Raw genomic sequence first — 20,722 nt, forward strand, 5'->3', positions numbered from 1 at the left:
TGGTCTGCGATGGTTTCTTGTTTCCTTACTCCAACTGCATTGGCCTTGGTGAGCTAACAAACTCTTCGTCTTTTGATTTATATTCGGATATGTATACATCTTTTGGGCTCGTAGTCCACTTAAAATCAAATTTGTAATCTTTAACTTCAATCTTTCGTGATATAGCTTCCAGTTTTTCTTTCCACACGAGATAATTCTCATACGTAGTTTCACCGGAAGAATCAAATTTGGACACGTAGCAAGGAACTATGCAGTGTTCTTGCTTGTCTTCAGCTGTTAATCCGACTGCCTCTAAAGCAGCCTCGTGATCTTGCTTATCCTGCGAATGGAATTCTGCGGAAAAGTTTATGTTTATTTTTGCATTAGTTTTGATGAGTTCATTTATTTCAATTAGTCGATTCTTTCTGTACGTGTTATCGGGGTGGGATTCTCCGACGTGTATATTATTATTTATGTAGTGCTCTAGCAGATTGATGAACTGTTGAATAGGTGTTTGATAATCAAAAGGAACATTCTCTTCTATTACCGTAATTAATGCAGTTGTATCCGCTTGTATCTCATTTTGAATCGAGTCTGGATGATTATTGCCTGGGTGGTTGTGATGCAGATGGGCGATTTCATGCTGCAAAGAAAAGTATACTAATTCTGGGTTAAGAGCATTTAACACAAATTGAGGGTTATAGCGGATTTCATTCCGAGCTCCATTTTTTATGGCAGCTAGATTGTTAGTACCTGAGTCTGGGACTAACCAATAGGACGAATCAGGGACTTGATGTTCTATAAGGTTATTATTGTTATTTTTCACATAGTTACAAAGTATTCTTGCAATATCCCTAAAATTATATTTTGTTATTGGTAAAATCGCAGGATTACCCACTCGTTGCACAGTTTTATCGTTATGAATATTCGTTTTCTTTAACAGTTTCGCGACTTGCTGGTTACCAATTATTTTTTGAAGTTGAAGTATGTGATTTGTCAATTCTGCCTCTATCCGACTTTGATCCTGTACTTCTTTGGGATGGAGGAGCTGTTTCTTTCGAGATTGCTACCTCTCACCTGTACTCACCTCATCCTATGAATGTAAATAAAATTACAGGCAAAAAAGAACATTCAAAAAATGAGAATATTACTTCCCTTGATGACTATAAGGTGGGGTAATTGTAAAATATTATCATTTATTTTATTGTAAGGTAAGAATCATTTTAAAGTCAATTATTTATCATCGAATTTAAGTGAAACGTCCCTGGTCTTGCTCTGATCCGAGCAAGATACAGGGATTTTTTGTCGATTCACGGCCCCCGTTTCCACGAAGTTACATTTTGTTTACAAATTGGAGAAGTTTTATTAACATCGTTCCTTTATAACTATTTTTGGGACGAATAACAGGAGGTACAGAAAAATGAGAAAAGCATGGCTAAGCCTAAGCGGCTGCCTATTGATGATCGCGGTGACGGGCTGTAGTGCCGGTGGAGGCCCTGGAGGAGCGGCGCAGCCGGAAGGCGGGCCGAACAAGAACGAGGCGCAAGCGGAAACGGCAAGCAAGACCGCCGAAGCCGCTCAAACGCAGGGCGGCAAAAAGACGGTTGTGCTCTCGACGTTTTTTGAGGACGATTTTTTCAAAGACGCGAAGCGCAAGTATGAAGAGAAGCACCCGAATATCGAGATCCAGCTTAACTACGTCCCGACGGACGACAGTCGCGGCGAGGAGAATCTGGAAAACTTTATCAAAAAGACAAACACGCAAATGTTATCCGGGAAAGGGCCGGATCTGGTGGAGATGGACCTGCTGCCTATGGATAACTACGTGAATAAGAAAGTGCTTGCCAATTTGAGCGACATGATGGAGAAGGACCCCGAGTTCAAGAAGGAGCAATATTTTCAAAACATCTTGGATGGGATCAAGCTGAACGGCAGCGTCTACGGGATGCCGATCAATTTCTTCTTGTACGGACTTGTCGGGGACGAAGAGGCGATCCGGAAAACGGGGGTGACCTTCGACGACGCCCGTTGGACCTGGAGCGAGTTCAGCGAGACCGCCAAAGCGCTGGCGAAAAAAGGGGACCAGCGTTATGCCTTTATGGTCAATCCCGCCGGACTGTTAAATGAAATGGTGAAAAATAATTATTCCTTATATGTCGATCAGGTAAACCGGAAAGCCGATTTTCAATCCGAGCCCTTTATCCGCTTAATGAAGCAAGTGAAGTCGATGTTTGAGGAGAAGGTCGTGACGGAAGAGCCACGCAAATCGTATTTCACGATGACGCATATCGTCTCGGCCGCGGATTATATTTTGACGCCGAAGGAAAATTTCGCTCAACCCAAACTGTATTCCAAACCGAAGGGAGAAGGCCAAAAAGCCGGAGATTTTTTCCGAACCTACCGGACCCTTGGAGTAAACGAGAAATCCGCTGTAAAGAAGGAAGCTTGGGATTTTATCAAATTTCTGATGTCCGAGGAGATGCAGCCTTCACCGGAACGAGCGGGCTTTCCTCTGAACAAAGCCGTATTTCACAAGCAAGTGAAGCAATTGCTCCAAACCGGCACCGTCAAGGCTCACGAGCTCGGACCGCTGAAGGGCAAGACGTTCCAAGTCACCGAAGCGGATCTTCAGGGATTGGAGCAGCATCTGTCGGGGGCCGTCTATCAGGTGGCGTTCAAGCCCTCCAAGCTGGAAGGTATTATTATCAAGGAATCGGAAGCATTCTTCAAGGGCCAAAAGTCCGCGGAGGACGTGGCGAAGCTGATTCAAAATCGGGCGATGACGTTCTTGAACGAATGAGATGATCGGAAACATTTTATTTACAATTCGGAGAAGTTTTCGTTACATCCTCCATTTATAACTGAGAATAGGCATGGACAACAATAAAGGAGTGAGAGACAAAATGAAAAAAACAGGAGTCCTACTGCTCAGCTTCACCTTAATCGCGATGTTGGCCGCTTGCAGCAGCGGTGCCGTTAAGCAAGGTAACAAGGGAGGCAGCTCTGCAAATCAGACGAAGACCGAGCAGCAGGACGGTTCATCGACGGAGAGCAAGACATCGACCGAGAGCAAGACGCTGTCGGAGGATAAAACCTCCACCGCCGATAAAACGGCGGCCGGAGATAAAGGGACGAACGATGAGAAATCGCCGGCAGGTGGCACGGCAGCTGCTGGCGCATCTGGAGGCGGTGCGTCGTCCGTGGTTGGATCGTCTCCGGATGCGAAAGCGCCGACGGAAAGCAAAGGAACGGCGGAGAGCAGGGCTTCCGTAGACAGCAAGTCTTCTCCAAGAGTAGCGGAGTCGCAGGGAACTGTGGTTTCTCCGGGAGCGGCGCCGTCATCGGGCAGAAAGGCGGCATCCGACCGCAAGGCATCGTCCGAATCCGGGCCGACGAGAGGCGGGAGAGCGCCGGCGGAGGTCGCGCCATCCGGAAACGATCAAGCACCGGCAGGCTCCGCGCCTTCGAGAGAAGCCAATTCTTCTTCACAGTCGGCGCCGTCGTCGTAAACAGGGGAAACTTGAACGAATAAAGGGCATGGACGCGGGGGGCGTAATGGGCTTTCCCGCGTTTTGTATGGAGGCTGGCATGAAGATTTCCGCATTCCTCAACAAAGACACAGTACTGGCTCTGCTGTTCCTTGCGCCGAGCGTGGGCGGGTTCGCTCTCTTTTATGCGATTCCGTTCGCGATGGGGTTCGTTTATTCCTTTATGGACGGCACGATGGACGGAAATTTTGTAGGCCTTGCAAATTATCAGGAGCTGCTGGCCAGCGGTTCGTTTCGGAAGGCTGCGTGGAACACCGCTCTCTTTACCTTCATCAGCGTACCGTTGATGATCGCTATATCTTTAGGGCTGGCGCTGCTTTTGAACGGAAATGTGTTTTTCCGTCAATGGCTGAGAACCGCCTACATTTTACCGCTTGTCGTGCCGGTCGCCTCGATCGTGCTGATCTGGCAGATCGGCTTCGATTGGAACGGCACGGTCAACGAGTGGCTGCACCGCTTGGGGATGCAGCGGATCGACTGGATGAAATCGGAATGGGCCATCGTCGTCATCACGGCGATTTATGTATGGAAGAACATCGGGTACAACATGATTTTGTTTTTGGCGGGGGTTCAAGCGATCCCGGAGAGCTATTACGAAATCGCCCGTCTTGAGGGGGCGGGGCCGTTCATGAAGCTGCGGATTACCCTTGTCTATTTAATACCGACGATGTTTTTCGTCGTCCTGATGTCGATTATGAACTCGTTCAAAGTGTTCAGGGAAGCGTATTTGCTGGCAGGCGGTTACCCGCACGACAGCATTTATATGCTCCAGCATTACATGAACAATATGTTTCTTTCGCTCGATATTCAGAAGCTGACAGCCGCAGCAAGCCTGATGGTCGGCTGCATTATGATCATCGCGCTTAGCTTATTCAGGATGGAGCGCGGTTTTCGGAGGTTTATGGAATGAAGCTGGGGGAGAAGAAAGCGGCGCTGCTGCGAAAATGGCTGATGACCTTCGTGCTGCTCGTCCTTGCTCTGGTGATGCTGTTCCCTATGGGGATTACCTTCACGAATTCGCTCATGACGGAGCGCGAGATCGGGATTAACTACGATTTGGTCGGAAAGATGCTGGGCGCGGATTCCGGGAGACAGCACGAATTTGTCAATTTAAAGCTCATACCCGACTGGGTATCGCTTGAGCAATTTGACAAAGTGCTGGTCCAGTCTCCGAAGTTTTTGTTCCTGTTCTGGAACTCCGTGCTCATGGTCGTGCCGATCGTATTCGGACAAACGGCCGTTGCCGCCTTGGCGGCCTATGCTTTCGCCATGCTTCGGTTTCCCGGCAGGGACGCGTTGTTTCTTATTTATATTATGGCGATGCTGATGCCGTTTCAGGTGACACTGGTACCTAACTATATCATGGCCGACACGCTAGGCATCCTGAACAGCGTCGCCGCCATTATTTTGCCGGGCGTATTTGCGACCTATGGCGTATTCCTGCTGCGGCAGTTCATGCTGCACATTCCCGCTCCGCTAATCGAAGCCGCCCGGCTGGACGGAGCGGGAGCCGGAACGATTTTTCTCACGATCGTTCTGCCGCTGGTGAAGCAGGGACTGGCGGCGCTGACGGTTTTACTGTTCGTAGATTACTGGAACATGGTCGAGCAGCCGCTTATTTTTTTGGAGGACCCGCTCCGGCATCCGCTATCCGTCTATTTGGCGAGCATTCAGGAGGGGGCGCGGGGCTTAGGTTTTGCCGCTTCTTTGCTCTACATGAGCCCGGTTGTTCTGCTGTTTCTGTATGCGGAGTCTTATTTTATCAGAGGAATCCAGTCATCCGGCATTAAAGGATAGGAGAGATGCATACGGTGGAGCCGCAAGGGATGGAGCTGGCGGAGGCTCGCAAAAAACGAAAAGTGGTGGCGGTTTCGGGGGCGTTCTTCGGTCTGCTGCTCGTGCTCACGCTATTCAGCAATACGCTGCAGGCGATCACGCTGCCCAAGGTTCGGACGGAAACGCCGATTAAGGGAAAGCTGGTTCACAGCATCGAAGCGAACGGTACGCTTAAGCCGGTAGAGGAAGCTGAACTAAAGAACGAGACTGGCTGGAAGGTGAAGGCTGTTCATGTGAAAGCGGGGGATGCCGTCGTCAAGGACCAGCCGCTGATTACGTATGACAGCAAACCGGCCGATCGGCAAATTGCGGATGAGCAAACCGCCTTGAAGCAGCAAAAGCTGCAGCTGGAAGGGCTGTTCGAAAGCTTCGTCGAAGCGAACCGGACCGGGGATTCTACGGTGATCGGCAAGGCCAAGCGGGACATCGAATCGCGGCAGCTCGACATTGATGTCCGTGAGCGCAAGATTCAGGCCCTACAAGAAGACTTGGCGGCCCAGCGTCAAATTGTAGCTCCGTTTGACGGAATTGTCACAAGCGTCCACGCGACCGAGGGGCTTCCTTCTACGCCGGGCCAGTCGGTTGTCCGCGTATCCAATGCGAGCCGGGGCTACGGAATGTCCGTGCCGGTGGCGGCCGACCTCGCAGCGCTTCTGTCCGTCGGGGAAAAGATTGAGGTGGAGGTAAAGGACCAGACGGTCCAAGTGATGGAAGGCCGGATTGAGGAAATCGCTGATACGCAAATGGAGCTGGCAGGTGGCGCAGGGGAGAAGCAAGATGCACCTCCGGTCATGAAAACGGTCCGCATTGCCGTTCAGGGCGAAGGCCTGAAAGGAGGGGAGCGGGCGGCAGTCCGGCTGCTAAAATCGGTGTCGGCTGACGAGCAGCTTGTGATTTCGAATGAGGCTATCCACAAGGATCGCGAGGGGAAATTCGTCTATGTGATCGAAGAGAGGAAAGGCCCGCTCGGCAACGGCTTTTATGTGCGCAAGAGCTATATTCGGACCGCCGATGCGAACACGAATCAGACCGCCGTCCGGGAAGGCATCTTGCCGATTGATCAAGTCATCGTTGAAACCAGCGAGCCTTTGCAGGCAGGGAACCGGGTACGACTACAATAATGGGAAAGGCCCTTCCGCTATCCGAAGCGAAAGGGCCTTCTTGCGACTGGGGCAGAGGGCTAGCTCTTAAACCGCAGCGTAATGTCATGCATTTCTTGAGCCATCTTCGTCAGCGCGTTGACGGCATCCGAAATTTCCTCCATCGTGGCGAGCTGCTCTTCCGAAGCGGCGGCTACGCTCTCCGTCCTTGAGAAGGCGGCTTCCGAGATGCTCTTCATCTGATGAAGGGAAGCCGTGATCTGCTCGGTACCGGCAGACATTTCCTCTGAAGCGGCGGATACCTCTTGCATTTGATTGGCCACCTCTTGAACCGCAACCAAGATGTTGCGGAAGGCTTCTCCGGCTTCCTTCATAACGACCGTGCCGTTCTCGACTTCCCGGTTTCCTTTGTCCATCGCCACGACAGCCGTCTTGGTCTCGCTCTGAATCTGCTTAATGATCCCGGAAATTTGCTCGGCCGATTGGCGCGATTGCTCGGCCAGCTTCCGCACCTCGTCCGCCACGACGGCGAAGCCCCGCCCGTGCTCCCCGGCTCTTGCCGCTTCGATAGCGGCATTGAGAGCGAGCAGATTCGTTTGTGCGGAAATATCCGTAATGACGTCGACGATCTGTCCGATCTCTTGGGAGCGGATTCCCAATTGATTGACCATCTGAGCGGATTCGCTGACCGAGGTGCGGATCAAATCCATCTGGGATACTGCATTTTGGATCGATTTGTTGCCTTCTGCCGCTTCTTTGGAAGCTTCTGCGGACATCGCGGAAACGCTGCTGGAAAATTCGGCGATCCGGTTAATGCCTGTAGCCATTTCCTCCATAGCCCGAACGCTTTCCGTCGTGCTTTGATATTGCTGGTCGGCGCCGCCGGCAATTTCTTGAATCGCCTGCACCACTTGGTTGGTCGATTGAGTGGATTGTTCGGAGCTGGCGAGCAATTGCTCCGAGCTGGCGGATAAATTTTGCGCTTCCATGCTGATCTTCACGATAAGCGTTCTTAAACCGGCGATCATCCCGTTAAAATCGTTGGTGAGCAGGCCGATTTCGTCTCGGGACCGATAGGTACCGCTAACCGTTAAATCCCCGTCTTGCGCTTGAGCCATCAATTGTTGAATATGGCGGATCGGGCGCGTGATCATGCTTGCTATGCCATAGCCGATCAACGAGCACAGCAGCACGGCCAATAAAGTAACGACCACGATAACCGTCGTAGCGAATTTGGAGCTTTGAATGCTTTTTTCGTAGAATGTTTTGGCGTCTTCTTCGTTGTATTTGACGACATTTTCCAAACTCTTGATCATCTCGGCGCGGATCGGCTTGAAGGAGGTGACGTATTCTTTATACGCCTCTTCTTTATTGTTCGCGACCGCGAGCGCATCGACTTTTTTCTTCGCTTCGTTATTTTTGGGGATCAAATTGATAAAGGCTTGGTACTGTTCCTGCGCCCGCTCCGATAATGGAAGCTGCTCCAGCTGCTTGCGCACCGCTTGGTTTTTGTCCCGCGTTTGGGTAATTTGCTGCTGAATTTGCTTGATGAACGCTTCGTCTTTGGTGAGCATCATTTCAAGCTGCAGGGAATCCATCTGTGAGTTGCCGAACAGCAAAGCTTCGACAAGGGTGTTGGGAACCAGCTTCTCCTCGTACATGGCGCGCGCGTTGTTCCCCATCGTCTTCATGACCAGGTAACCGGTAATGCCGATGACCAGCAGAAACACGATCGCGAGGCCAAGCAGCCCCAATATTTTGGTGCGGATTTTTACATTTTGTAGAAACTGCATCTCCCAAACATCCTCCATTGCGTTAAAGTGGAATAAAAAAACCATCCCGAAAAAAAGGATGGACGGATCCCAACCAAATTTCGGCGGCCCGGCTGCCGTAGATTGAATCTCTCCTTAGGCCCGTGGCTTTGCGTCCTTTTCTTTCGAAAAGTTTGCCATTGTCGTATTTTGTCGCATTATGGATGTATAGCTTTCCGCCAAAGTATAATATAGCCCTACGGAAAAGACAAGACTTTTTAACTAAATCCAAATACTTATATTCGGACGGGGCAGGAATCCGCAGATAGGTTTAATGTCATGACGAAATGGCAATGTATTCCTGTTTTGGACCGGTTTCATAGACTTTCGACATAGAAAATTTATTTTTCGTCATCGTTTGACAAAAATCCAAGTCTGGTTTATTCTCGGTTGTGTCCGGACAAAACTAATTTTTGGAATGAGGGAAAGCATCTTGAGAAAACTTCTTTCAAAGCTGGCTTTGTCGAGTTTAGCCATCATGATCCTGATATTCTCATCCGGCTTCTCAAGTGCGGAGGCCAGCAACGAGCATGCGAAGAAACAGAAAAAGCTTAAAGTCGCTTTGCTGCTGCCCGGTCCTGCCAATGACGGCGGCTTTATGGAATCCGCTTACCGCGGACTGATGAAAGCGAAGGAAGACTTCCGCCTGAAAGCGACCTATGTGGACAATGTCCCGCACGATACGGCGAAAATTGCCGATGAGCTGCGCAAGCTGGCCAAGAAGAAGCCCGATATGATCATCGCTCATGCCGGGCAAAGCTCGGAAGCCGTAAAGTTGGTCTCCAAGGAATTCCCGAAAATTAAATTTGTAAATACGCAAACGAACTTGACCGGCGATAATTTGTCCAGCTACCAAGTGAAGCAGGAAGAATCCGCATGGCTTGCCGGCGCTGCCGCAGGGCTGCTGACCAAATCCAATGTCGTTTCGCATATTTCCGGCGCACGGGTCACTCCCGGATTTCATGGGCGTGCCGCATTTGCCGGAGGCTTGAAATACACGAATCCGAATGCAACGTTCCTGACCACCTTCACCGGTAACCAGGACGATGCCGCTTTGGCTAAAAAAGTCGCGCAGGCACAAATCGCTGCAGGCTCGGATATGATCTTCACCATGTTGAACGTCGCCCGTTCGGGCGTGACGGAAGCGGCGCGCGAGAATGGCGTGTTCCAATTCGGCAACGTTCGCGATTACTATGCGGATGCGCCCGACGTCTTCATCGGCTCCGCGATTTCCGATGCCAGCTTCACGGTATACGGCGCAATCAAGGATCTGGCCGAAGGCAAATGGAAGCCGAACACGGTCGTGAAGATCGGACTCGAAAACCCGGATGCGGTCCGTCTGGCGCTTGCTCCAACCGTTCCACAGGAAGTGAAGGACAAGATTGCCGAATTTACGGAGAAAATCAAATCCGGTGAAATTGTAGTTCCTTCGCAATATACGGGGCCTGAATTTGAAGTAAAATAAACGTCTCACATGGAAACAAGCACTGCGGTAGTTGCTGCCGGGTGCTTGTTTTTTTGCAATGAAACTTACAATCCGTTCCTAAAACTAACATTTTACTGGGGAGCGGCCGATAAAAGGTAGAGTTTGTTTTTTGGGGCAGCTTAACGACAACGCCACATAGAGGAGGAGAGGGCATGGAAACTTCCGAGCGCTTCAAATTCAACAGCATGCTGCCGTTCGATCCCGGTCTTTTAAAGCAGGAGTATGCCATTGATATCGATGAGCAGGTACTAATAAGCTTAAGTCAATATCAGGAATGCTGGAATACGGATCAATACGTATATCGTATTCTGACTACGGAAGAAATCGTGGAAATGCTGGACTTTTTACAGGACTTGGCGTGTCACCGGGGCATCTGCCCGCTGCTTACGGACGATCAGTCCAACTACATAGGCTTGTATACCGACGGTCCGCTACGAGATAAAATATGCTACTTGAATCACGAAGAGACCGATTTGTCGCCGGGATTCCGGCATATGGAACGGTTCATCGCGAAGAGCCTGCAAACTCCCGGAGCGGAGTGGGATCAACTGGAGCGGGATTACCCTGTCGTGTCCGACCGGGACGAGCAGCATGCGCACAGCGTGCTTGACCTCAATGTCGTTCAAGAGATTGATCGACTCCTCCTGCAGGAAGAGCTTGACGAGGATTGCATGCAGCAGCTTATTTTTTCCAAATTGACGATCATGCCTTATGCGGAATCGGCACAGATTTGTCGCTATCTAACTTCGGATGATATGTTTATCCAGGAAAAAGCCGTTATCCTCCTAAGAAAAAGAAACTACACGGCGGCGGCCCGTGCTTTGTTCGAGGTTGCCCAAAACGGGATGCATAACGGAAGGATGGCGGCGATCTTCGCGCTGAAGCAGTTCCGTACGGAGGAAAGCAAACGGCTGCTGAAGGAATTGGAAGCGCTGCTGCCGAAACAATATTTTACGTAGGAGTGAGAGCATTGGAACACGCACATACCGAAGGAGAACACCGTTTTCCTTCGCCTGAGCAGGATTTCGACATTTATAAGGCGGCCCGGAGGGAAGGGGATTTCCAGCACGCTTTATACCATCTGGCCTGTGCGTTGTCGACCGATCCGGCTAACGCCGAATGGCTCCAATCCTTGAACGATTGGATTGATTCGGGCGAGGACCTGCTGCCTTTTGTGCCGGTCGAGGACAATAATTATTTCGCCGTTATGGCGGTAAGAGCTTACATCTATGCCCGAGTTGACAGCTTTAACGAAGCTTTCGGCCTCTTGGGGCAGGTGATCAATGTAAAGCCCGAGGTCCCTTATCTGATGTGGGTAAGCGAATGGGAACCGCGAATCGCCGGGGTGGATGATATCGAAGCAGATACGATCATTGGATTCGTCAGCGGAGTGATGAGATCCCTCGATCTGCTGGAAGGAAACGAACGGCACATGGCGCTTGCCGCTTTAGTGTCCGTGCTCCGAAAGATGTGCCAGGCGCATCCTAAAACTTATATGTTGTTCTGGCTGCTTTCCTCGATGCACCGGAGACAGGAAGATGTTCTGGCCGCATTTGCGGCAGCCAAAACGGCCTACAAGCTGAATAAATGCTGGAATACGGCCATTGGGATGGCGCTCTGCTTCAAAGCCCAGGGCAACATCCGCAAGGCGGCCGGCTTTTACAAAAAAGCAGGGAGGCTCGACCCCGGGAAAGAGGCGGGCTATCTGGATCTGGGCGATCTGTATCTGGAAAACGGCTTGTACAAAAAAGCGCTGAAAGCTTACATTAAGGCCGCGGATATCCAGCCCGATCACGAATGGGCGATCCCGTCCATCCTTTATTGCGAGTATATGATCAAACAAGACGCCGAGCGATTAGGGAAAATCGAAGCTTACTATAAAGCGAACGCCTCAAACGGCAGAGCGAGAGAACTGCTGAAACCGTTATTGCCGGGCTCCGAGCTTCCTTTTGTCGATTACATCCCGGAGCCGCAGGAAGCCTCCATCAACGTGCTACGTCAAGTGGCGGAGCAAAACCCGGATCTGGAAAGCGGCGGGACGATCAGCCTGACGATTAATCATCTGGAGGCGCCGAGCGCGATCCGTGCGATGGAGCTTTACTTGAACAAATTCGGCAGAAGCGCTAATCCGGCTAAGCTGAATTTGACCATCGACAACGTTCCGGAGCCGGACCCAAGGCAGCCGATCGCGGAGAACGGCACCTTGCTATGGAATTACGAGGGGCCCATCGCACAGCCGGCGATGCCCAAGCCGTCGAACCAAGTGGCCGATGCCGTCCGCCGATTGGCGATGACTCCGTACCAAATCGAGGATTGGTACCGCACCGCCGGCGAACTTGCCCAAAGTCTCACCCCTGCGCACCTGCCGGACTTATTCGCCATCCTGACGCATCCACCGGAGCCGCCCGAATCGGTATCGAGCTGGCGCTGGCTTCAGCGTATTCAGTATGCAGCGGTATTCCTTATGGCGCAGCTTAGCCCGTCCAAGCCTTCCGAAGCCTTGCTGTCCCTATGCTATGGTCAGTCGGATTGGCCGGTCAATGCGGCGCTGGCCGTTTTGGCTTATGAAGCGCAGGGCGATCCCGAGCTGGAAAAAGCGGCATCCGAACTGTTTCTCCAACTCACGGAGCGGATTCCGGAAGAAGGCTACTGCTTTTTCACTTATGCGCTGGTTTGCAGCTGGCTGCGGCTTGCCTCCATCGATGTTAAGCTTAGGGAACAGCTGGAGCAATGGAAGAACGATCTGGAGCAGCGAGAATAGGCTGATTGCCCATGCACGACCGATTCGGGAGGATCGGTCTTTTTTCATTAAACTACATAGCGAACCGAAATCCCCGGTTATTTGTCTTATTGGCGTAACGCGAAAGGGGGGAGCAAGAGTTGACCGACCAGGAATTATTCGATACTTACCGCAGGGACGTGTACTATTTGTGCCACTATATGCTGCACAATGCCGCCGATGCGGAGGACATCTGTCAGGAGGTATTTCTGAAGGTGTTTCAGACGGATCGGCAAGGCGTCGAACGGATCAAGCCATGGCTGCTGCGGATCGCTGTGAATATGTGCAAAAGTCATCTGGACCGCAGGAAGCGGGGTGTGATGAAGGAGCTGAAGCATTTTCTGCTGGAGTGCAGACGCGATACGGAAGCGGCGGACGAAGCGCTGGAGCGGAAGGAAAACGAGCTGGAGACGGAGCGGTGGCTCCGGGCATTGCCGGTCAAGAATCGGACGGTAATGACATTGCGGTATATTCACGAGCTGAGCTTGCAGGAAATTGCAGAGACGCTGAATATCCCGCCGGGTACTGTAAAATCCAGATTGAACCGAGGGCTGCGGCAGATGAGAAGAGAGCTGGGAAAGAGCAATCCAAATTTGAAAGGAGCGGAATGTCTTGAATAAGCTGACGGAAGAGCAATTGCTGGAGCTGGCACGCAAGGAACGTCCCAAGCTGCCGGATTTTGAAGCGATGTGGGAAAAAATTCAATCGAATCAAGCCTATACGAATCTGCAAAATGCTTCGGCAGCGCCGAGAAGCAGAAGCTTGGCCCGCAGCCGGAAACGTCTTATCCCTTTGGCTATTGCGGTATCCTCGGTCATCGTGGCCGCGCCGGTCGTTGCCGGGGTATCGATGGGCTGGCCGGTACTGTTTGACCGGCTGGGCTTTACGACCGCAATGGAGTCCGGCTTGGGCAATCCGCTGGACATCACGGTAACGTCGGCGGGCGCGTCTTTGGCTCTTCATGGTGTTGTTACGGACGACCGCCGGACGGATGTTATGTTTACCTTAGACGTTCCTTCGTTGCCGGACTACCACATCGTTGATTTCGAGTACAAGACGATAACGAATTCCCGAGGCGAAACGATGCCGCTGAACGTCCTCGCCCGCCAAACGGATTCGGCGAACCGGATGGTCGGCCTGCTGGAAACGCAAAATGGACTGGGAAACAAGAAGGATCGGCTTAAGCTGTCGCTGAAAAATCTGGTTTTTTATAAATATAAAGATACGGAGCTTGACGCCAGCCCGATGTCGTTAAAGGATAACGACCGTGTGGATAGCCGGACCCGTTTCGGAACGCTGCAGATCGTTTCGGCTGCAAGGGAAAACGACGCGCTGACGCTGCGTTATGAAATTCCGATCAGCGGACCGGAGGATGGAAAGCTGAATCCGGGGCTGTTCGTTAAAGTAGGGGAGAAGCGGCTAGATTCGAGCTATTCCGCTACATTGCCGACGGAGAAATCGGGGATTTTGCTCCAGCAAAACACATGGCGTCTGTCGGATTCCGAGCTGAAGAGCGCCAAGCTGTACTTCACCTATTTGGACACGGTACAAACGCTCGAAGGGATGTGGGAGACGTCATTGGAAGCCGATGGAAGAAAAGCGAGCCAAGCGACGTTCCGCAAACCGCTTGATCCGACGACGGTTGCTAACGATTCGGATATGGATTTGAAGGAGCTTGTCGTGACTCCGCTGGAAGTTCGTCTGATGTACGACGATAAGCTGAAAACCAAATCCCCTGATCTGGAATCGGTATTTTACGATACCAATCAGCTTGTGCTTAACGGTACAACGATTAACGGCGGAAACTGGTCCACGGAAAAAAGCGGCGGGTATCTCCGTTTCCAGCTGCCGGAATGGTCCAAGGATTGGTCCCAGGCGACGATGAAGCTGCTGCTGTCCGATGCCCGTATCACGAGACGTTCTAAGGCGTGGCATCCGCTGGAGATTCCGTCCGATACGAAGCGGACGATCGAAACGAAGCTGGATCAGTTTCCGGTCACGTTTACGTATTACAAGGAGGGCGAAGATTTGATCGTCGAATCGTATTCGACCGATCCGAATTTTATCGTCGTCTCGCAAACGTCTGTCAAGAAAGACGGAGAGGTCGTTTATCCTCCGATCACTCCAACGCCCCCCGGCGGCAACGGTACGAGCAAGAAAGTGGACCGGTACCCCGGACTGCTATCCAAGCCGGGTAAACTGGAGCTGAATCCGGGCTTCTATCACTTCAAGGACGGCAGCCGCAGGGTGGAGTTGACTATTAATTAAATGAAATGCGGGAATGGCCCCGCCAGATCAGTCTTGTGTAACGGCTGTCCGAAATCATCGGGGCAGCCGTTTGACGTACTCATGCTGAAGCAGCCCCATATGAATAATGTCGTGCCATGCCCCTTCTCTGAACAAGCTTTGCCGGGAAATTCCCTCCCGCTGGAAGCCCAATTTTTCATAGAGCTTGATCGCTCTATCGTTGAAGGAAAATACTCTTAACGAGACCCGGTGCAAGTTCAGCTCCAGGAATGCATAGTCAAGCAGCAGCTTTAAGGCCTCGGTTCCGTAGCCTTTCCCCCAATAAACTTTATTGCCGATATCGATGATGCATTCGGCATTCCGGTTTTTGGAATCGATGTTGATTAAAGAAGTAATCCCGAACGGCGTTTCCGAGATTTTATCGATCAGAATGTAGCTTTTGGAGGAAGGGGAGCCCAGGATGACTTGATGAACGAATTGCCTTGTCTCTTCCAGATCGTAGATATCGAGCGAAGGATTCGTGGAACGCATAACCTCCAAATCGTTTCTCCACGCATGATACAGCTCCGCATCAGCTGCCGTCGCCTTTCTCAACACAATTCTTTCCGATTCGAACAACATAGCAAGCACTCCTTTAGGGTAGGATGGTAATTAAACCTGGTCAATCGGGCGGAGCAATTCTTTCAACGAAAAGAGGAAGACGGTCAACTGTTCCTCCACAAGGGTTGTTTCCGCTCCGAGTTGGAACGTATCCAGCATTAAGCCGTCCATAAACGAAACAAAATACAAGGCGACCGCTTCCGGAGAAAGTCGGGGCTGGAATTCTCCCCGCTCCGTCCCTTTGACAACGACCGATTCGATAGCCTCCTTGATTCGCAAGTAACGCTGCGTGATGTACGGGAAGCTTTCTTTATTTAGCCTGTATCCGGGGGATAGAAAAAACTCCGCCTTGGCCAGCAGCAGCGTTTGCCCGACTGTCTTCAGGCTGTGCCGTTGATGGTTGACCCAGTCGGTTAGCTGGGGCCAGAGGGGCGAGGAATCGGCCAATTCGAAGAAGAGGATGTCCTGCCGATCGTCAAACTGCAGCACTTCGATAAACGCATGCTCGATATTGTCGAAGTAGGAATACAGCGCGCCTCTGGATACTCCGGCTTCGTTCATGATCGATTGCATCGTTGCCTGCGTGTAGCCCTCCCGGATAAACACGCGCCTTGCCGCTTGCAGCAGCTCATGCCTTTTGTCCTTCTTGTATTGATCGCTTACTTTGGGAGACAACGGAATCAGCTCCTCCTGACAATAAAAGAGACATTGGTGTCGTTTTTGTCCGCAAGGCTATTATAAACGACATCAATGTCGTTTTTCAAGTTGTTAATGGGTAAAGGTGGTAGTTTTTCTTTTACATACATACAGTATGTATGTTAAGATGTGAGTATCTTAACTATCTTAATCCCAAAGGAGATCGTCACATGAAAACAAACAGCTTCTACCCGGTTATTTTGACGGAGCAGGTTGCGGCGAGCGCGGCTTTTTACAAAACGCTTTTCGGCTTTGAAGCGGTATACGAATCCGACTGGTACGTGAGTTTGAAAATGTCCCAGGGCAGCGTTGCCTACGAATTGGCGATTTTGGACGCTTCGCATCATACGATACCAGCAGCTTACCGTAGACCGGTGCAGGGCTTAATTCTTAATTTTGAAGTGGACGATGTCGATGCGGAATACCGGAGGCTCATTATCGAGGAGAAGCTGCCCTTGGAGCTTGAGCTGCTGGACGAAGAGTTCGGGCAGCGGCATTTCATAACGTGCGATCCTAACGGTGTCTTAATTGACGTGATCAAAATAATCCCTCCTTCGGAAGCGGAAAGCGCGCAATATGCCGAGAACGTGTGGGCGGATGGCGAAGAAGGCGGGAAAGCATGAGAATTAAGGGTGTTGGCGAACCGGGGGGCAGCCGGACAGAAAGGGAGTATAGTATCTTGTGAAAAAAAATAAAGAAGAAACCGACGAAACGATTCGCAAGCTGATCGCAATTGCCAGAAGGTATTTTACGGAAAAAGGGTACGCGGATTCGGCCTTGGAAGAGATCGTAAGCGAGGCCAAGCTGACGCGGGGGGCGCTTTATCACCATTTTGGAAATAAAAAGGGACTGTTTCACGTCGTGCTGGAATCCGTGCAGAAGGAAGTTGCGGAGCAGGTCGAAGCGGAGGCGTCCCAAAGCGAAGATGTATGGGAGCAGTTGCTGTTCGGGTGCCGCGCCTTCGTTAAGGCAGCGGTTGAACCCAGGAGCCGGCGGATTCTGCTGATCGATGGTCCTGCCGTGTTAGGCTGGGACGTCTGGCGCAAAATGGATCAGCAGCATTCGATGCGGCTGCTGCGCGAGCAGCTTCAAATCATGAAGCGGCAGGGGTGCTTCCGGCCCGCATCGATCGAAGCTATGACGCATTTTCTGTCCGGCGCACTGAACGAATCGGCGCTGTGGATTGCGCAGATGCCGGATCAGCGGCAAGCGCTGGAGGAGACAATGACGGTCATTGCCTTATTGGTGGAAGGGCTCAAAAAATAAGCAAATCGACCGTTCCGGCAAAGGAAACGGTCGATTTTTGTGACGAACGGGCTGCATCAATTTTTTTTCGTCTTGTTCTCTACGGTTCTCGTAAGTAACATGTCCACAAAGAGGTCGATCTGTTCCGAGACGGCAATCGGATCGTACCGGTAAAACGTATCAAAGTCATTCATAAACAACGTATTGTTCTTAACCGCATTCAGGCCCTGCCACACCGACGAGGCCTGCAGCTGCTTCAAAGCTTCGCCTTTTTTCTCCGGGTCGTAGGTCGTCAGAAACATGTAGTCGGCCGCATATTTAGGCAGCACCTCCATCGACAACTGCACGGAGCCGGTATTGCCTTTAATTTCCGAACGGGCCAAGTCCGGCATCTTCAACCCCAGCGCGTTATACACCGTTTGGCCGCCCCGTCCGGCATTGTCCCCGAATATCCATAAGGTGCCTTTATCGGTCAGCTCGTAAAGCCCGACGGTGGCGTTCGGATCGATGACCCCTTTCAATTTCTCGCGTCCTTGTGCCGCCTTTTGATCGAATGCCTTAATAAATTGCTCCGCTTTTTGCGGTTCGCCGACAATATCGCCGAACAGTTTCACCGTTTCGTAAATGTTGGATGTCGTGCCGTAAGGGATATGTAGGGTAGGAGCGATTTTGGACAGCTCTTCATAGTTTTTGTCGTACATCACGACGATTAGGTCGGGAGCAAGCTCCAGCGTTTTCTCTACATTCACCGGTGTGCCTACGTCGACGGCTCCCGTGAGCAGCTTCTTCAGAAACGGATTGTCGAAGGTGGTGGGTTCGACGCCGACCACGTTCGCGCCTACGGACAGCAGTTCGCCGCCGTAATAATCCGTGACGATCCGTTTAGGCTTGACCGGGATGTTGATATTGCCTTTGACTGTAGAGAAGCTGCGGGTTGCGGCGGCCGATGCTTCCGTCGACGGCTCCTTGGCAGCCTGCTTGGCTGGGGCAGGATCGCCGGTCGTCGTTGCCGTACCGCCGCAAGCGGAGAGCAGCGTAACGAGAAGCAAATAAATCAGGCCTGCGGCCCAAAGCGGTTTGTTCTTAGACATTTGTTCCCTCCGTCAATTCATAATTGAAAATGAGAATCATTATCGGTAAAGATCATATCAAAAATGATTCTTCATCGTCAATACAAATCGTGAGAGTCGGGGGACCGCCCGTAAGAAATAAGTAAGAATCGAGAAAAGAAAAAAGAGAGAGGGGCCGGATACATGAAAAGGCGAACAGGGGGCCGGGTACCGGGTTTAACCTAACCTGTGTTCCCGGCTTCACCGTCTTCCTCGCGGTTCTAGGCTTAGCGTCCGTTTATTGGGTGATCCGCGGCGCCGAACGGGCCGCAGTCCTGTAGAATGGCAGAACGATTGCGGTCCGCCTTCAGGAAAATCAAGGAGCGGGATATCCCCACATTCCCCCGTTAAGAACGGAACGGATCGTCGCTGATGCCGGCCTGAAGTACGATTTTGGCATATTCCTGCGCACTGAATAACGAATGATCTTTATAATTGCCGCATTCCAAGGCCGAGACGGCGGGGACCGTTTCCGTGGCGACGACTTTCTTCAGCACGTTCGTCAACGCGGCGGCGACGTCCGCAGGCTCGTGCTCATCCCATAGGATCATATAAAATCCGGTTCGGCAGCCCATCGGAGAGACGTCGATGACGCCCGTCAATTCGTCGCGCAAATAGGTGGCAAGCAAATGCTCCAGCGTATGTACGGCGGCCGTAGGCAGAGCCTCTTGATTCGGCTGCAGGAAACGAAGGTCGTATTTCTGAATGGTGCTTCCTTTTTCGTTCTTCTCCGTACCGGCCAGACGGACGTACGGTGCTTTAACAATCGTATGATCCAATTCGAAGCTTTCGACTTTAGCCATGGGGGATTCTTCCTTTCGCTGCATTTGTTATTCAAAGTAACACAATCGGAATTATAAGTAAATAGGCCGTACACAAAAATAAATACCGAAAACGATACTTAAGCGGCCGCCTTAAGGGGAGTGAGTCTAAGCTGAAGGTCCGCTTTTTCGAGGTGGTATGAAAGAACCGCCAAATGGGAATATAAAGTGGGAAAAGCAGCCATTGCGGTCTGACAAGGTTTGGCTGCTGGGAGCGATATTTTACGTACGGAGGGATTAGAATTTGTTAGCTTCCATTCAAAAAGCGGACAGTGGGTACACGGCCCGTTTCGAGCGCCATCTCAAGCATTCCGTCGATCAAGTATGGTCGATTCTAACGGACAACGACCGGCTTGCCGAGTGGTTTCCCCAGCTTCGGATCGATGAGCTGCGCGAGGGTGGGCTGATCAAGTTCGACATGCAGGACGGAACCTTCAAAGAGCTTACGATTACCGATCTAGCCAGGCAGTCGGTGCTCGGCTACACTTGGGGCGAGGACCGCGTACGCTTTGAGCTGTACCCGGAGCCGGAGGGCTGCCTGCTGGTTCTCGTCGAGCAGCTTCATAAGATCACCGGCCACACCTCCAAGGATTTGGCGGGCTGGCACGTATGTCTGGATGTTATCGATGCGCTTTTGTCGGGCAGAGCAACCAGATTCCGGCAAGAGGAATGGAGAACATGGCACGAACAGTACGTCCGGATCTTGACACCACTCGTAAGTGCCGACGAATAAGGAACAGGAGAGGGTCGCCGCCCGATTGAGGTTATTCGAAGATGCGGTCCGAGGCCTTGGATTTAAGGGCGGTCCGCAGTTTTTCTATTGTCGAGCCTTAATCCAGCTCCTCATCCATCGATGTGGTTCCCCTGCACAGCTCCGGGAACGAACGGGCTACTTGCTTGCAATCCTCATAGCCCAGATTGCCGGAATGCGCCGCCAAGATCGGATACTCGTCCCCGTTCATGTCTGCTCTCATATCCAAAATATAATGATTCCCGCAGCCGTCCATCCCGATAGAGACGGAGCCGGCCATGTATTCGGGGAATTCGTATGCCAAGTTGTATTCTCTCAATTCCTTCGTGCCGAAAAATTGAAAATAGCGCTCTCCGGTTTGAAATTCCCCGCCGTTCGAATAGCGCAAAAAGTCCAGGTAGCTGTTCGGCAGCTTCTTCTGCGGCAGATCCCACAACGACGGATCAAACGGCTTGTACTGCGTATGAAGCGGATGATTCACAGGAAACGGATTCGTCTGCCGCTCAGCAATCTCGGCGATTTCTTGCGGCGACAGCTTTTCGTTCCACGTCTTGACTAAGCGGTCAAGCTCGGCTTGAGTCGCTCCTTCCAGCTTCAGATAAGGCCTTTCAAACACGTTACTCCACATGGACAATTTCCCCCAATCCTACGCTGCTCGATTATGTCAGCCTATTATATAGTACAGCGAAGCCGGGCATCAACTCGTTGAACGGG

The 20,722-nt window shown here is 51.5% G+C and carries 21 protein-coding genes and 1 riboswitch; of the genes, 14 read left to right on the top strand and 7 right to left on the bottom strand.

The window, feature by feature from the left end:
- Positions 1–25: 25 nt before the first annotated feature.
- On the bottom strand, positions 26–877 hold the full coding sequence (locus tag NI000_RS32405; RefSeq protein ID WP_253415454.1) for a DUF2201 family putative metallopeptidase: 852 nt from the start codon (positions 875–877) through the stop codon (positions 26–28).
- Here NI000_RS32405 and NI000_RS32410 point away from each other — a divergent pair.
- The 6 genes from NI000_RS32410 (at position 853) to NI000_RS32435 (ending at position 6,484) form a co-directional block, all read left to right on the top strand.
- The gene (locus NI000_RS32410) at positions 853–1,158 is read left to right on the top strand and encodes a hypothetical protein (RefSeq protein WP_253415455.1); all 306 of its coding nucleotides are present in this window, start codon (positions 853–855) and stop codon (positions 1,156–1,158) included. The genes NI000_RS32405 and NI000_RS32410 overlap by 25 nt on opposite strands.
- A gap of 241 nt (positions 1,159–1,399) precedes the next feature.
- Complete coding sequence (locus tag NI000_RS32415; protein ID WP_253415456.1) at positions 1,400–2,779, top strand: ABC transporter substrate-binding protein; 1,380 nt, start codon at positions 1,400–1,402, stop codon at positions 2,777–2,779.
- A gap of 103 nt (positions 2,780–2,882) precedes the next feature.
- A complete protein-coding gene (locus tag NI000_RS32420; RefSeq protein ID WP_253415457.1) occupies positions 2,883–3,488 on the top strand; it encodes a hypothetical protein in 606 nt (201 codons plus the stop codon).
- Positions 3,489–3,567: 79 nt separating this feature from the next.
- On the top strand, positions 3,568–4,437 hold the full coding sequence (locus NI000_RS32425) for a carbohydrate ABC transporter permease (protein WP_253415458.1): 870 nt from the start codon (positions 3,568–3,570) through the stop codon (positions 4,435–4,437).
- Positions 4,434–5,324 carry a carbohydrate ABC transporter permease gene (locus tag NI000_RS32430; protein WP_253415459.1) on the top strand — a complete coding sequence of 297 codons (891 nt, stop codon included), beginning with the start codon at positions 4,434–4,436 and terminating at the stop codon, positions 5,322–5,324. The genes NI000_RS32425 and NI000_RS32430 overlap by 4 nt, the downstream gene beginning before the upstream one ends.
- A gap of 5 nt (positions 5,325–5,329) precedes the next feature.
- Positions 5,330–6,484 (top strand): efflux RND transporter periplasmic adaptor subunit, encoded by a 1,155-nt coding sequence (locus NI000_RS32435; protein WP_253415460.1) that lies wholly within the window; start codon positions 5,330–5,332, stop codon positions 6,482–6,484.
- Positions 6,485–6,543: 59 nt separating this feature from the next.
- Here NI000_RS32435 and NI000_RS32440 read toward each other — a convergent pair whose 3' ends face one another.
- Positions 6,544–8,256, bottom strand: a complete 1,713-nt coding sequence (locus NI000_RS32440; protein WP_253415461.1) for a methyl-accepting chemotaxis protein — start codon at positions 8,254–8,256, stop codon at positions 6,544–6,546.
- A 79-nt stretch (positions 8,257–8,335) separates the two neighbouring features.
- A riboswitch (cyclic di-GMP riboswitch) is annotated at positions 8,336–8,423 on the bottom strand.
- Positions 8,424–8,752: 329 nt separating this feature from the next.
- Here NI000_RS32440 and NI000_RS32445 point away from each other — a divergent pair.
- From NI000_RS32445 to NI000_RS32465, 5 genes are all read left to right on the top strand, one after another.
- Positions 8,753–9,739 (top strand): BMP family protein, encoded by a 987-nt coding sequence (locus tag NI000_RS32445; RefSeq protein WP_253415462.1) that lies wholly within the window; start codon positions 8,753–8,755, stop codon positions 9,737–9,739.
- A gap of 173 nt (positions 9,740–9,912) precedes the next feature.
- Entirely contained in the window at positions 9,913–10,719 is an 807-nt protein-coding gene (locus NI000_RS32450; protein ID WP_253415463.1) for a hypothetical protein, read from the top strand.
- Positions 10,720–10,730: 11 nt separating this feature from the next.
- Complete coding sequence (locus tag NI000_RS32455) at positions 10,731–12,521, top strand: tetratricopeptide repeat protein (protein ID WP_253415464.1); 1,791 nt, start codon at positions 10,731–10,733, stop codon at positions 12,519–12,521.
- Positions 12,522–12,640: 119 nt separating this feature from the next.
- Positions 12,641–13,159: an RNA polymerase sigma factor gene (locus tag NI000_RS32460; protein WP_253415465.1), complete on the top strand. Its 519-nt coding sequence runs from the start codon at positions 12,641–12,643 to the stop codon at positions 13,157–13,159.
- Positions 13,152–14,807 carry a DUF4179 domain-containing protein gene (locus NI000_RS32465; RefSeq protein WP_253415466.1) on the top strand — a complete coding sequence of 552 codons (1,656 nt, stop codon included), beginning with the start codon at positions 13,152–13,154 and terminating at the stop codon, positions 14,805–14,807. The genes NI000_RS32460 and NI000_RS32465 overlap by 8 nt, the downstream gene beginning before the upstream one ends.
- A 54-nt stretch (positions 14,808–14,861) precedes the next feature.
- Here NI000_RS32465 and NI000_RS32470 read toward each other — a convergent pair whose 3' ends face one another.
- Together NI000_RS32470 and NI000_RS32475 are read right to left on the bottom strand one after the other, a co-directional pair.
- The gene (locus NI000_RS32470) at positions 14,862–15,407 is read right to left on the bottom strand and encodes a GNAT family N-acetyltransferase (protein ID WP_253415467.1); all 546 of its coding nucleotides are present in this window, start codon (positions 15,405–15,407) and stop codon (positions 14,862–14,864) included.
- Positions 15,408–15,437: 30 nt separating this feature from the next.
- Positions 15,438–16,061, bottom strand: a complete 624-nt coding sequence (locus NI000_RS32475; RefSeq protein ID WP_253415468.1) for a TetR family transcriptional regulator — start codon at positions 16,059–16,061, stop codon at positions 15,438–15,440.
- Positions 16,062–16,252: 191 nt separating this feature from the next.
- Between NI000_RS32475 and NI000_RS32480 the strand changes: the two genes are divergently transcribed.
- Both NI000_RS32480 and NI000_RS32485 read left to right on the top strand, forming a co-directional pair.
- Positions 16,253–16,705: a VOC family protein gene (locus tag NI000_RS32480; RefSeq protein ID WP_253415469.1), complete on the top strand. Its 453-nt coding sequence runs from the start codon at positions 16,253–16,255 to the stop codon at positions 16,703–16,705.
- A 58-nt stretch (positions 16,706–16,763) separates the two neighbouring features.
- Entirely contained in the window at positions 16,764–17,348 is a 585-nt protein-coding gene (locus NI000_RS32485) for a TetR/AcrR family transcriptional regulator (protein ID WP_253415470.1), read from the top strand.
- A 56-nt stretch (positions 17,349–17,404) separates the two neighbouring features.
- Here NI000_RS32485 and NI000_RS32490 read toward each other — a convergent pair whose 3' ends face one another.
- Both NI000_RS32490 and NI000_RS32495 read right to left on the bottom strand, forming a co-directional pair.
- Complete coding sequence (locus tag NI000_RS32490) at positions 17,405–18,418, bottom strand: iron-hydroxamate ABC transporter substrate-binding protein (protein WP_253415471.1); 1,014 nt, start codon at positions 18,416–18,418, stop codon at positions 17,405–17,407.
- A 365-nt stretch (positions 18,419–18,783) separates the two neighbouring features.
- Entirely contained in the window at positions 18,784–19,239 is a 456-nt protein-coding gene (locus NI000_RS32495) for an S-ribosylhomocysteine lyase (RefSeq protein WP_253415472.1), read from the bottom strand.
- Positions 19,240–19,501: 262 nt separating this feature from the next.
- On the opposite strand from NI000_RS32495, the gene NI000_RS32500 reads away from it, so the two are divergent.
- Complete coding sequence (locus tag NI000_RS32500; RefSeq protein ID WP_253415473.1) at positions 19,502–19,990, top strand: SRPBCC family protein; 489 nt, start codon at positions 19,502–19,504, stop codon at positions 19,988–19,990.
- 97 nt (positions 19,991–20,087) lie between these two features.
- Here the strand turns inward: NI000_RS32500 and NI000_RS32505 are convergent, their stop codons facing one another.
- Positions 20,088–20,636, bottom strand: coding sequence for an SMI1/KNR4 family protein (locus tag NI000_RS32505; protein ID WP_253415474.1), 549 nt, complete (start codon positions 20,634–20,636; stop codon positions 20,088–20,090).
- Between the last annotated feature and the right edge of the window lie 86 nt (positions 20,637–20,722).

Origin of the sequence: Paenibacillus tyrphae (assembly GCF_024158745.1) — a bacterium.
In the GTDB taxonomy this organism is placed as follows: domain Bacteria; phylum Bacillota; class Bacilli; order Paenibacillales; family NBRC-103111; genus Paenibacillus_G; species Paenibacillus_G tyrfis_A.